This is a genomic window from Hoylesella loescheii DSM 19665 = JCM 12249 = ATCC 15930 (genome assembly GCF_000378085.1).
Lineage (GTDB): Bacteria > Bacteroidota > Bacteroidia > Bacteroidales > Bacteroidaceae > Prevotella > Prevotella loescheii.
Map to the genome: position 1 here is coordinate 1 of NZ_KB899213.1, position 13743 is coordinate 13743.

General features: G+C 37.4%; 12 protein-coding genes. All 12 read left to right on the forward strand.

Features of this window, described 5'->3' with window-relative positions:
- A partial coding sequence (locus F453_RS15825) for a hypothetical protein (RefSeq protein ID WP_033404169.1) occupies nt 1-306 on the forward strand: 306 nt, incomplete at its 5' end.
- Between the two features lie 11 nt (nt 307-317).
- Nucleotides 318-1286 carry a hypothetical protein gene (locus tag F453_RS0105065; protein WP_018967040.1) on the forward strand — a complete coding sequence of 323 codons (969 nt, stop codon included), beginning with the start codon at nt 318-320 and terminating at the stop codon, nt 1284-1286.
- A complete protein-coding gene (locus tag F453_RS0105070; RefSeq protein WP_234398598.1) occupies nt 1283-2023 on the forward strand; it encodes a hypothetical protein in 741 nt (246 codons plus the stop codon). The genes F453_RS0105065 and F453_RS0105070 overlap by 4 nt, the downstream gene beginning before the upstream one ends.
- A gap of 373 nt (nt 2024-2396) precedes the next feature.
- Nucleotides 2397-3017, forward strand: a complete 621-nt coding sequence (locus F453_RS0105080; RefSeq protein WP_148295859.1) for a hypothetical protein — start codon at nt 2397-2399, stop codon at nt 3015-3017.
- Between the two features lie 78 nt (nt 3018-3095).
- Nucleotides 3096-3704: a M23 family metallopeptidase gene (locus tag F453_RS0105085; protein ID WP_018967044.1), complete on the forward strand. Its 609-nt coding sequence runs from the start codon at nt 3096-3098 to the stop codon at nt 3702-3704.
- Nucleotides 3698-4240, forward strand: a complete 543-nt coding sequence (locus tag F453_RS0105090) for a hypothetical protein (protein WP_018967045.1) — start codon at nt 3698-3700, stop codon at nt 4238-4240. Before F453_RS0105085 ends, F453_RS0105090 begins: the two co-directional genes overlap by 7 nt.
- A 1403-nt stretch (nt 4241-5643) precedes the next feature.
- On the forward strand, nt 5644-5772 hold the full coding sequence (locus tag F453_RS16435; RefSeq protein ID WP_262502540.1) for a hypothetical protein: 129 nt from the start codon (nt 5644-5646) through the stop codon (nt 5770-5772).
- Nucleotides 5773-6016: 244 nt separating this feature from the next.
- A complete protein-coding gene (locus F453_RS15035; RefSeq protein ID WP_081619116.1) occupies nt 6017-6502 on the forward strand; it encodes a hypothetical protein in 486 nt (161 codons plus the stop codon).
- A gap of 962 nt (nt 6503-7464) precedes the next feature.
- Entirely contained in the window at nt 7465-7974 is a 510-nt protein-coding gene (locus F453_RS0105120) for a hypothetical protein (RefSeq protein ID WP_018967049.1), read from the forward strand.
- 951 nt (nt 7975-8925) lie between these two features.
- Entirely contained in the window at nt 8926-9993 is a 1068-nt protein-coding gene (locus F453_RS0105125) for a DUF2931 family protein (RefSeq protein WP_025790191.1), read from the forward strand.
- Nucleotides 9994-10050: 57 nt separating this feature from the next.
- On the forward strand, nt 10051-11454 hold the full coding sequence (locus F453_RS0105130; RefSeq protein WP_169333980.1) for a phospholipase effector Tle1 domain-containing protein: 1404 nt from the start codon (nt 10051-10053) through the stop codon (nt 11452-11454).
- Nucleotides 11455-11757: 303 nt separating this feature from the next.
- Nucleotides 11758-12399, forward strand: coding sequence for a hypothetical protein (locus F453_RS0105135; RefSeq protein ID WP_018967054.1), 642 nt, complete (start codon nt 11758-11760; stop codon nt 12397-12399).
- Nucleotides 12400-13743 lie beyond the last annotated feature (1344 nt).

Below are 13743 nucleotides of genomic sequence, written 5' to 3' on the forward strand. Positions count from 1 at the left end.
AGTGGTGAAGACCTGAAAATCGTCCATAGTGGGCAAACCGCCACATTAGAACAAATAAACCCCTTAGACAGAAGAAAAGTTCTTATTGATGCTTATTGGTTGGATGGAGAGGAAGAACGCAGAGACTTATATGTTAATACACCTATAACATTATATGTGCAGATTACAAATATGGAAATTGGCGAAAGAATACCTCTTACTTTCACCGACAAAGATAATGGAAAGTATGAGATGGTGACCTATATCGGAATTGTAGGTGAGGATAGTCTTATTACCATAAATAATTTTATTCTAAAAGCGAAGTAAGGAGGATACATATGAGTACAATAATTGTTTGCTCTAAAGACTTGATAGGGGAGCCTAAACTAAAGGTTAATCCTCTATGTGGATATATATATAATAATGATGGTATGTTTCTTGAACATATTCCAGGTTCAGAAGATGTCTATCTCGCAAAACCTAACACATATACTTTGAATCAAAAGAAAACAACTAAATATTTATATTCTGAAACTCCTAGATATTTACAAATTTCACATTCTGATTTTACTTATATTTCAGGAGTGCTTTCACATGAAGATTCCTCCTCCTTTGAAGCAGCAGCAGCTGTTACGCAAACTACATTTAACGCAGTTGCTTTTTTGAAGAAAATAAATGATAAACAAGCCAATCTCACAGTAAAACAACAAGCGAAATATGCTTCAGCAATATTAAAAACATCATTTTCGTCAGTTTTCCCTAAGAAATCTTTAGATGACAAATCTATTACGAATGAAGCAAAAAATGCGAGGAAAGCTCTTATTCACGTTTTATTAGGGAACAGAGACTACTCCAATGGTGCTGTACGTTGGGACGGGATTGATTTCGCAGATAAAGGTCCAGAACATATAAAAGTAAAAAGAGAAGGCGGAATCAGTTTAACAAAACAATTATGGAGACAATTTGTTGATTGCTGTGATTTTTCTACCAAAGGGCAACTAAAGTATGGTAAAAAGGAGACTAAAGAGGTTATCTTAGCAAAATTTCCATTTGGGAAAAACTTAGGAGAAGTAAAAAAGAAAATACCTAACACACAGATGGTTACGAGAGATTTAATTGAGATAGGGAATCCTCTAAAGAAGAAAGATAAAAAAACTGGAAAAGATATAATTGCAGGCTATATTATACTTAATAAGGCTGTAGCTGTTGTAGGCAAACAAATTTATTGGGCGCCATATGAAGATTATCAAAATAATAAAACTTTGAAATATAATTGGAAATGGTATTTTGGAAAATCATTTATATGAAAAGAAAAAAAATATACATACTATATTCTCTCTTCTTTTTATTTTTTAGGTCAATATATATATATGCACAAAATAAAATAGAAGAGAATTATACGCTGAAATCAGGCTATGAATTGAGCGTTACAAACCAAAGAGGTGATTCTTTATTGTATTTCTTTTTAAAGAATGGTAATTCTATGAAGAATATCATCACCGAGAATCAGATATACATGAATGACACTGTTTTGTGGAAGAAATATAACTCCCGCTATGAGGGGATAGATTTTACAAATTATTTCTGCATAACCTATTTCATAGCAAATAGTATGCAGGGGATAGAGTTGTACGAAAAAAAAACAGGCACAGATTTCTTTCATGGGAAATGCCTTATCTTATGTGGAGAAAATATGCAAAACAGAATTGCTTACCGTATAAAAGAAGAGCTATTATTATGTCTTCAAATTAATAACAATCAAGATGATGGGACAATTTTATTAATAGATTTAAAGAATTCTCATATACACAAGATAAACATCCATCAATTGGTAAATAATATACAAGATACATATTTTTGGCATAGTGTATATATTAAAGATGTAAATTCTCAATACGCTATAATAACATATAACAATGGTTTTTCAAAACCAATTTCATTAAAACTCAAACGTATAAAATCTCCCCAAAATAAACTTATTCTAGATTGTAAGAATTATAATGGGGAGTTAAAAGAAAATCGCGTTAACAAAAAAAATGAATGAGTTCTTGTTTATGAAAATCCTTAAAATGGTAATGCTGCTTCTGAAGGATAGTTGGCGTCTCTCAGAGGTGGTGGATTTATACAAGTTACAGGGCGAGCTCAATATGATACTATAAACCAAACAATTAAAAAGTGTTGTCCTGATTTTACAGGAACTATTACTTTTGAAAACATTAACAACATCAAGGAATCAATGATTTCTGCATTAGCTTATTGGAAATGTAATAATTTGAATGTAAAAGCTGACAAGGGATATGGAAGGAATGTTGTGAATAGTATTACGCGGGTGATTAATTATCATACTAATTCGTACTCAGAACGTTTTCAATATTTTCTGAATGCAACATCCTGCTTTAAGACAAAAGAATGTAGTTATGACAAAAAAGCAACGACAAATAAATAATTTGAAATACGGTATATTGATACCCTTTCTATTTTTGATAATCACTAATGCTGTAGGGCGGCAATTAAAGGGTAAAAATATGAAAGGGATAGTTCCTAAGGGATATGTTGTTACAGCGGTAAAAGTGTTGACTCAAAATCATTATTTACTAATTACGGAACAACAACAAAAGGTAAAAGATTACTTTCATTTTCAGATTCCCATTATCTTAATTAAAGATAGCGCTGGATTTGTCATCAATAAAGGTCAGTATGTAACATCAAATCTTGCTCCTTGTGGTAATGAAGGTTTTAGAGAAGTGCGTGTTAAGGGAAATGCCTTTACCATAGAAGATGATATCTGTGGGGATGGGCTACATATTTATTCTTATGTTACCTTTCGCTATAATTATCAATTAAAGAGTTATGTGTTGTCAGATTATAGAAAAACATTGACTACTGGTGGAAATGATGATAGCAGCTCTTCGGTTGATATCCTATACATAATAAAGAAAGGGTTAAGATTTGGTAAAGTTACAGCAGACACGCTACTTTCTTTCAAATTATCTCCTCAGAGTGAGGGATTATATAAGCGATTTGCAAGAAAGAAGTAAGGAAGTCTAATTTTAGAGTATATATTTGCTACTTCTTCTTTACATACATGGGATGTAAAATTTTCTAAATCAAGACAGATGGGAACAATTGGAATAACAGCTGAAGGGTTTGCGGGAAGCCCTGAAATTGAGGTTCACCAACAAGAGGTTACCTTTGGTGATCCACTTAAGAATATGCAAATACGTCACAATCGAGCAAGTAACTTATTTGGTAAAGTGAGAAATAACAACACTAAAAATCATCAAGGTTTCGATTATTATGCATCAGTAGGTACTAATATGTTTGCTGTGGCCGATGGTGAAATCGTATATATTGTAGATACAGAATCTAGTGCTTATGGCAGACAAGCTGTTCTGAAAATTAATGACAGCAAATACTTCGCATTCTATGCACATTTATCTAAGATAAGTGTTGGATTAAATGCCCAAGTTAAAAAGGGAGATACTATAGGACAGACGGGCATTTCTGGGAATGCAAAGTCTTTCACAGGGCAAGGCCAGCATTTGCACTTTGAATGCAGGACATCTGCACTATTGGGGCGTGGACTTTCCGGCCGTTTTTCTCCAAACAACATTGTTGAAACAAAATTTTACTCCCAAAACCCTAATGCAAAATCACAAGGCACGTGTGGAGTTCTTAAGGTTGATAAAAATAAGACAGAAACAAAAATGGATATTATATGGTAAGAACGATAACAATCTTTTTCATAGGGATCTTATTGTCTTTATCTTGTGGAATTTCTAATTCTCAACAGATAGCCCTTAAGTCGAAAAATCAAGATACTCTCTTTGTCACAACGCAGAGTAATGATAGTTTCTGCATAAGTTATTTGGCATTAAGACAAGGGGGGGCAAAGAAAACTCTCACAAAAGTGTATTGCATGGATGGTAGTTCCATTGATTTTTTAGGAAATTTCAAAGGGGAAGACAGGCAAGAAAGAATAGGAATATATGCTATCTACAATGCAGCAGTAGATGGGAGCAAGTTTTTGTTTTTTGACTACTTGGACAGAAAAGCCTATATCACTTATGCTTATTTTTCAGATTGTCGTCCTGAATATACTTCCTTGGACTTTGAACACAGATGTGTAGTACTAAGAAGCATAGACAGTTTCCCTTCTGAATCCAAAGACACGTTGGATATCGGAAAAAAACAAGAATACGTTATTTGCGGAAAAAAGTATCAATTTGTAAAAGCTGGCATAAAAAGCATAATATATTAAGTTCCTCTTTTAAATTGACTAAGAATAAAAACAAGTCACTTTTTATAGAAGTTGGCTATATCTTTCTGAGGACATATGATCAATGGATATATAGATGAAAGAGGTCTAGATACAATTAAAAACAGTTATAAACATGTAAGATCATAGTAAAGGAAAAAGAAAACAATGAAGAGAAATAGTATTTTGTTGATGTCTTTACTTTTGAGAGCTCAACTTGCCCAACTATATACGGAAATGATACAATCAAAATTATTCTAACTTTGTATGCTGGGCTGATATGATAGACGACTTAAACCATCGTCATGATGTCCGATTGCTTCTAGATGATACGTTATATTATGATATTTCAGGAGTAAAATTATCATGGGTAAAGGATGGAAGACATTGGACTATGGGAGGACCAATACAACATAGTGTTGTGTCTTCACAAGTTGTAAATGGACATCATACGGATGGTGAAGCAATAGAAGACGAATTGTTTGTCCCACACGAATATGTACGAATACAAAAGAAATAGGAAAAGATAAATGGCAAAGTATTTTTTGGGGCTTTTGTTGTTGTCTTTCTAGCAAGTTGGACTAAGAAGAAATGCAACTATAATTGAAAAATTGAATTTATTTCTTTGAGAGAATGGCGCAATACATATTGTCCACACAAAGGTAAAATCTATGTATATAAGAAAGGCGAAGGGTTTACTCATCCTGTAGATTCTACAGGCGTCTTTGAATTTGAGATCTCTACTTCTCCAACTATATACGAAAGCGGTACAGTCAATTTAAAACAAGGGATTATTACCCCTGAGCGCTTTAAAAGCACATTCTATGGATATATTGTGTGCCACAACATTCTAAACAAAGTAAAATAAATAAGCATAATTAAAATATAATTCGTATGAAAGGAAGTCTCTTTTTCTTAATTTTCTCGTTGGCGCTTTTTGCATGTACAAAAAAAAGATGCAAATATGAGAACCCGATTGCCGAAATATACGTATAGAATTGGAGTCCTCGACCGATACCCAACAAAGGTGTTGCTTACATATATAAAAAAAAGGTACGCATTTTGCAGAGCCTATTGATACCATTAGATTCTATGCGCTAGTAAGAGGGATTACAGACTCAACAATTTTGACCTGTATATTAAACTCAAAGCGACTAAACTATTTGAACGACATCCGCGTTGTGTTGGATGATACTTTGGAATATGACATTTCCAATATAAAATTGTCTATGTTTGTAGATAATGAGCACTGGACGATGGGAGGCCCATGGGAGTATTGTATTGTGTCGTCGCTAACAGCCAATGGACATCTAGCTCATGACACAGTTTATTCTGGCAGCTTAGCATTCCCACAAAGATATGTGCGAATCGTTAAAAAGCAATGAAAAGTAAGAGTGGGGTGCCTTATGAAACCATTGTACAGCCTGATGCGTATGGATCAAGCCGGCAAGGAGGGCGCAACGGGGCTGATGATAGACTCGCAGATGTTTGACAATATTGTGTCCTATTCGGGTTTGTTTACTCAATCACATTGAATAGTATATGAAGGAGGTTTGACGTTTTTGAATGATAACAACGAATCTATAAGAAACGTTGGAAATGAAACAGAATTTTTTTTATTTGCGACATGGGGATGTAGTCCTGACTCAAACTGCCAAATGTTATCAAAATATGACAACATATCTGTTCGTTGCTTTAAAAGTACATTCTATAGTTTCATTATCTGTCGAAACACTTTGAAAAATAATAACTTATAAGGATTCATATTACAAAATATAAATGAAAAATATTATCTTTGTCGTTGTTGGATTGTTATTATTTTCAACATGTACTTGCAAGAAATGCAGGTATAATGCTCCTGTAAAGGGCATATGTGTTTTAGGTTGGTTTTCTCATCCGAAGCCGAACAAAGGAATCGTTTATATGTTCAAAAAAGATACACATTTTTCTGTGCTTATAGACTCTACTAGATTATTTACGATAACAAGATGCTATCCAGATTCATCGATACTAGCCTGTCTTTTTCAAAGTAAGCAAGTAAATCATCAAGTAGATATCCGCTTGATACTCGACGATACGCTGATCTATGATATCTCTAATATAACGCTATCTTGGGTTGTAGATTATAAGCATTGGACACTGGGTGCCCCAACAGAGCATTGCAGTGTCGTTTCATTGAGGGTTAACGGGGGAAATGTTTATGACACATTGAGAGTTGGTGAATTGGCTTTTCCACGTGAATATGCACGCGTACTTAAAAGGTGATAAAGGAAGGGATAGCCGAGAAAGAATTTAAAATAGACATAGGGTAATGTTTGCAAACGAGGTTTCTTATCCATATGGATCTGTCTCCTAAATCGCATTGGATTGTCTGCGAAGGAAACCTGAGATTTTATGATAAACAAGGCAGAGATATCGCTAGTATTAAGGATGCAGCCAGTCTTTCATTTGATTTCTTTACCTGGGGAATGGAACCAAATGCTATTATGGTAACACTCCATCACCCTAAGAATTCCATAGATTGCTTTAAAAGTACATTTTACGGCTATGTCGTTGTTTTTAGCTCATAATAAAATAGAAGCTTATGAGAAATATATTATGGTGTCTCTTAATCCTAGTGTTGATATTAGGATGCTCGAAAGATAAGTGTAACTATGACAGAGAGATTAGCTTTATTTTCATCAATGGATGGTACGCGCCACAAGTTCCACATCACGGGATTGTCTACTCGTATGAGAAAGGCTCTGGATTTGTCAATCCCGTTGATTCCATTTCCATCACTTCGTTTGAGAAATCAACCCGACCATCAATCTTCGATAAAGACACTGCCGGCTTTTCTTGTTTGGTGTGCAGCCTAATCGAAACGGAAAAAATCGACCACAACCATGATCTCCGCATAGTTGTGGATGATACTTTGTTTTATGATATTTCAAAGCAGAAGCTATCTAGGATAAAACTCTCGTATTGGACTATGGGTGGTCCGATGGAATGGAGTGTTGTGTCATCACTATCCGTTAATAGCCATGATGATGACAATCCTACACCTGAGGGCTCTTTGAGCATATCTAATAAGTTCGTAAGAATACAAAGGAAATGAAAAGTCTAATTCATCAACACATACGGAATGTAAACAAAGTAAAGGATAATTGCATAACCAATAGGTCTTCTTTCGCTTAGGAGCAAAAGGATAAGATGACTATTAATTCTTGCACTTAAATGTTATCGTTATGAAGAAATTATTATTTGTGTCATTTGTTGTTACTCTCCTGGTCAGTTGCACTAAGAAGAAATGCAACTATAATAGAAAAATTGAATTTATTTCTGTGAGAGAATGGCGCAATGCATATTGTCCACACAAAGGTAAAATATATGTATATAAAAAAGGTGAAGGGTTTACTCAGCCCATAGATTCCACAAACGTCTATCATTTTGAGATATCTACACATCCATTTATGTTTTACAAAGACACAACCAATTATTCCAGCCTTGTGTGCAGTGTTGACATGATAGATGATTTGAATTATCTCCATGATGTTCGTTTGGTCTTGGATGATACGCTATATTATGATATGTCACAACCGAAACTGTCTTGTGTTGAGGGGCCCTGGGTTATGGGTGGTCCTACGGAATGGAGCATTGTATCATCACTATACGTCAATGGACATTATTATGATGACCCTACTGTAGAACGCGGCTTGCCAATATCACATAAGTTCGTAAGAATACAAAGGAAATGAAAAGTCTAATTCATCAACACATACAGAATGCATATAAAGTAAAGGACAGCAGTGTGACCAATAGGAACATCTTTCGCTTAGAGAGATAAAGATAAGACGGCTAATAGTTTGTTCTAACACCTAAACATAATATAACGTGAATTCATCGTACTCACGTTAAATACCTTAGGACATAAGGCTGCTTGTACGTACAACGATACCTGAAGGGTTTGAAAGGACACACCAAGCCGTATGGGTCATTCGTCGTTTCATCGCCCTTGTATCTTTTCGGGCCATTTACACATCTTGCATTAAGGATTGTTGTGTAAAATTAAGTACATGGTTTCTAGGCTTAAATAGGGTTAATTCTTGGGTATTCTAATTCCTTTTTCTTGAGTATTTTGTATTAAATGGCTAGATTTGCAACATCAATCACGTATCGCCACCTTATTTACATTCTACCATGGAAAAAGGCTGTGCATGACGGCTGGTGGCGAGTGACCACGTGATGGTTGGCTTCTGGTAAGGAGCCCCAACGGGCCATACATAATGGGGTAGTCTCTTCAATGGACTCGTAAGAGCGGAGAAAGCAGCTTAATGAAGGAACTTACAACCCGAAGTAGTTCGACGATAACTTTCGACCAAACCGCACATACTCTGTCCGTGGAGACGCTGCGGCCTCATTGAATCAGAACATGTCCACGATAGTGTTTAATGACGAAAAACATGAAGTGGAAGTAAAGTTTAATTTGTAATCTAAGCAAGGCATAGATTTTCATTCATTATCGGAGATGAAGATGGAGTCTGATGGGCAGACGAAAATTTCTGCGAAAGACAATATGTATATAAAGAGTAAAGTGAACGTTGATGTTGCAAAAGAATGGCGGGTACGGGAAAAGAAAAGTCCCTCTTTATCTGATAATCTGCATGATGGCTATCTTCTTAACGTTGTCGTGCAATAGTCAAAACAATATGGACAGAAGTGTGAGGACAAAATTCGCTTGGGAGCCAACCGTTGCCGCACCGAGGAACTACCCCATTGAGATGAAATACGCCTTTGTTGGCTTTGGAGAGAAAGGGAAGTATCCCATTATAGACAAGAAGGTGGGCAACGGTATTGCTACGCCAGGTAGTGAGGTTGGGCTGACGGATTTCGACCAAGAAGGCTACGACATGCCAAACAGTATTAATGCAGTGTGGTTATCGTATGCGGAAAAGAAGTACTACAAGGCTGAGATAAAACTCTCTGAGGAGGTTCAGGCGCGGATACTTGAACTATTTAGGGGAGGGTTTCGTGGGCATTGGCCCCAAAAGTGGACCACCTACGGCTACTTTGTGGTGTCACTACTGCCCAAGGGAAGGATATGGCTTTTCTTGGCCAGCATAGACAGGACGGTACTTGTTTGTGACAACTTACAAGCCAACGAGATTCAGATGTCGCTGGAAGAATTCGAAGCAGACGCCTACGAAGCCTACCACACAACGGATAAGTTGTGCGAAGAAGCATTGAAGTATCATGAAGACGCGGCTACGCTATTGAAGAAGAATGGCATACCCGACGGCTTATGGCAACGATATGGTGAACGCTTTAACTACAAGATAGATGTTGTTCCAGAGGATAAGGATGCGAAAGTAGACCCCGAAGCCATCTACTACTATGTGAACGGAGAAACGCAGTACTCTAACGACAGTGTCCCCATCTATCCTGCATCGAGGCTGCAAAAGTTGGAATGCGCGTGGTTTGTTGCAGACACGATGTACACAGGACATTTCTTCTTCGACGAGGACGAGGTGATGAGTGTGTACCCAAAGGCGTTTGGAACGGATGGAAAGAAGAACGGAAAACTGTTGGTGAAGATAAGCAAGTATAACAATTGGTTCGACATATCACTGCGTGTTGGTGAGGATGAGTTTCCTTTGGAGAAAACGAAGATACATGTGTTTAAAAGCACCCCTCAGAAAAAACCTGAAGAGAGGTATCCCTATTATAACAATCATGAAGAAGTACACTCAACAAAAATTTTCTTTATAGGTCAATGACAGATGGGAGAATATAGCAATAGGAAGTGCACCTGTAACTCTGTTACAGATAAGAAAATGCAGAAAGAAGATAATAAAGTTGAAGCTACCATCGGTGTCTTCTTTGATGGAACTTGCAACAACAAATATAATTCAATGTACACACCCCATAATAGAAGTAGTACTAATGGCTTTGCCAAAGCAGGAAAACGGAAGGTACGCATCGGAGACGATTGTGACGGCAGCTACGAGGGCGACCTGACCAACATTGCCAAACTATGGGAGACATACACGTCTAGCAAGGAGAAGCGTATAGATAGAGTTTACATTGAAGGACCTGGAACAGAAGCGCCTGTAAAGGACATGAAAAGCCCTTATCGCGATGCTGAGGGGTGGGTGTCTTCTAACCAAGATGACGTTACAGCGGGTTTTGCCTATGGAATTAAGGACACTGGTATATTTGCAAAATTGGAAAGGGCGTGCAAGCTGGTTACCGCAAAAGCAGCAATGTTAACCAAGGGGCTTGATGCGAGACAAGGTGTCGTGTTGCGTCTCGACTTGTTCGGATTCAGCCGTGGGGCTGCTGAGGCAAGGCTCTTTGTCAACATGATTGGCAAGTCTCCAAGTGCATATACAGAAAATAGGGATGCAGATTTAGACGATGCTCTCTTTCGGTCTATGGGAATGCGTGTAAATATAGAAGTGCGATTTATGGGCTTGTTTGATACGGTGCTCTCATACGATAACGAATCATGGATTATTCCCAGCTTTGACAAATACGAAAGCAGATATGATTTGCAGATTGGGGACAAGGTTAAAAAGGCGATACACCTTGTGGCTGCTGACGAGTATCGTAAGTATTTTAGCCTGACCACAATCGATTCGGCCATTAAGCAAGGCCGTGGCATAGGGATTGTCCTTCCTGGGGCGCATAGCGACATTGGAGGGGGCTACGCCGAGATTGTTGTAGAAAAAATGCGTGATGGATGTTCCAGGTGGAATAAGTATGGATTATACAGGGGATTTAAAAATCCAGAGCAACTTATTCAACAGGGTTGGATCACGGAGAGTTGGATGCCGTCAAGCAAGAATCATGGTTTCTTTGACTATATTTGTTCCTCTTGGGACGATAGTAGATATGTTCTAAATTATTATGATAGGATACCTTTACATGTTATGCATCATTTTATGGAGAAGGAGAGTATACCTGTAGACTTAGAGAACCTGCATCGAAGATGTAAAATTAACGTAAGGCATAAACAGCTGATAGAGGTAAGGGGCTGCATTATGGCAAATGTAACTAGTAACAAAAGGGGACCTTATGTTTTAAGCAACAGTGAAGTAGTGTTTTGTGGTAACAAACAAGAAGGCAACCTCATTAAGGATGTGCGCTTCACGTTCATGCACCTCTCTGCCCATAGGGGATCGTTTGGGGCACATGGCGCAAATGAAGGGAACAAAAGGAGGATAAGGAGTAGCTAAGGCATGGCATATCTGTTCTATTCGGAGATAAGGTTGCCAAATGGCAAGAGAATCTGTTACAGCAGAAGGGGGGACGTAGGGGTTCGTAGGAAAGGGAAGAAAGGTATGGAAATCGTCTTTGGGGAAATAACAGAAGAAAAGGTAAACCATGCCATGCCACGAGAGTTCGATGCCATTATGACATGGATGGGTCGAGCTCTATATCCTGCCTCACTGTTGATTCAAGTGGTAAGGTAAATGGCCAAATCATCATCACCATTTGCATTTACAAGGATACTTGCCAAATTTAAAAGTTATAAATAAATGAGAAGTAATATATACCTTGTTTTGATATTCCTCTTTTCTTTATACTGCAGCTGCGCGGCCAAAGAAAAGGTGGAAGGTGGCAGAACTCACCACGAGGAATATCTTTTCAGCTCTAAGGATGCTGAAAAGTATTACCGAATGACTGCCGACTCCGTAAGATATGTATGTTGCAATACGGTTTCATTGCCAATGGCCACCTTTATACTTGACGACCAACTTTGTTCTGGCATTAAGGAAAACAGATTTGACATAAAGTCAGAAGAGATAATTCCATATTATACGATAACAACGCTTGTGTATGGTGGGGGTATCGTATGCAAAGTCATTGTTTACAGCTATACAGGAGAAGGCGATATAGACTTTCTCAATATACTGATAAACTCATACAAGGACAATAAGCTGGTCGACAAGCTCTTATTAGACAGCCGATTTACTTCTGAAATCATGTATTATAACGATTTCACCATAACAAAAGACTTTGTGATAACACTGCATAAATATAGTAAGCCGCTATTTGAGATTAATGAAAATGGAGATATTATAGGCAAAACCGTTAATCCCAAAGTTAAAGAAAACACAGTAAGATACCATCTTAATAAGTCTGGACTATTTCTGCGAGGAATCAGAGCAGGTGATTAATAGTCAAGTGGCGTATACATTAGTGAAAAGAAATATATAAAGACAAAGAGAAGTCAATGCGACTTCTATGTCAAAGAAGAATATATATGTGAAAGGAACAAAATATGGAATTAAGAAACTATGAAACATTTATCGTCTTTTATTGTAAGCGCATTTATCTGTATGTCCACATGTAGTCAAACGGTAAAGTCGCCTATAAAACAAGTTCAACAGATGCTTACCTTGTCGATTTCACCAAACATACCTTCCCCAAAAGTGGGAGCATGATGCGAATGATTCCAATTATTGGCTTACATCTATTTCAAATGACCGGTATTTTGAATCTCTTTCAAGTATGCCTCAACAAAAGTTAGACGTATTACCACAGAAAGATTCAATGGCCAGTGACTGTCTTTTGGATTCTGCCTACTATTGCAAGACCTTGTATTCTACAAAGCAATACACGCTCAGCATATACAAGAGTGGTTCTAAATACCAAAGTAAGAAAGGGGATGAAATGTTTGCCCCTGTTGACTATCTCGTCCTTGTTACACGGAATGCGAAACAAAGAATTATAGATTATTTAGTATGTTACTATTATGTATACCGACTTTATGAATCGGCAGAGCGTTATTTTTATATAGATAACAACAAAAATATCACATTGGTTAATTTTTATACGGATGAGTTGGAAACTACGTTTCAGGGAAGATGTACCTACCATATCGGTGAGCAAGGCAGGTTTATTATAATCTCCTAGGGCTGGAGAAATACTAAGTAACAGGTTAAAACGTTATATATGTTGTAATTGAAGAATACAAAAGGAAACTAAGAAGATTGGTAGTAACATGGATATAGGAAGAATTAAATATGAACTTTACTGCCGACAACTCCCCCTAACCTGGGTTGTCACTACCGCGCTGCGGCACATCCGCAACACTTATTCCCATAATCGAATAGCAATCAAGACATGTTGGCACTATCTAGGCGATTCGTTCCACAACCAATCACTGCTACCAACTCATCCTTCCTACCTCCAAGCCCCATCTTTCACTCCTCACCAAATAAGCCCTTGTAATGAGCTTTTTAAGCTCCTGCCTTGTTATAGCTAAGATGGACTCCTGTTCCAGATAAGTTGGAACAGTGTTCCAATTCAACTGGAACAGTATTCCAGATGAGATGGAACAGGCGTCCAAAACAGATATAACACGACGGTTAATGTAATAATGCGTCATCTGGGCTTAGTAAGCGTATTTCCGAAACGATGAAAATGCGAACGACGGAATGGCTAATTGGCGAGTTGGGGATAAGAAGCCATGACCCCGGAATAAGATTGGAGAGGTAAAGAAATGGCTATCTTGCCAA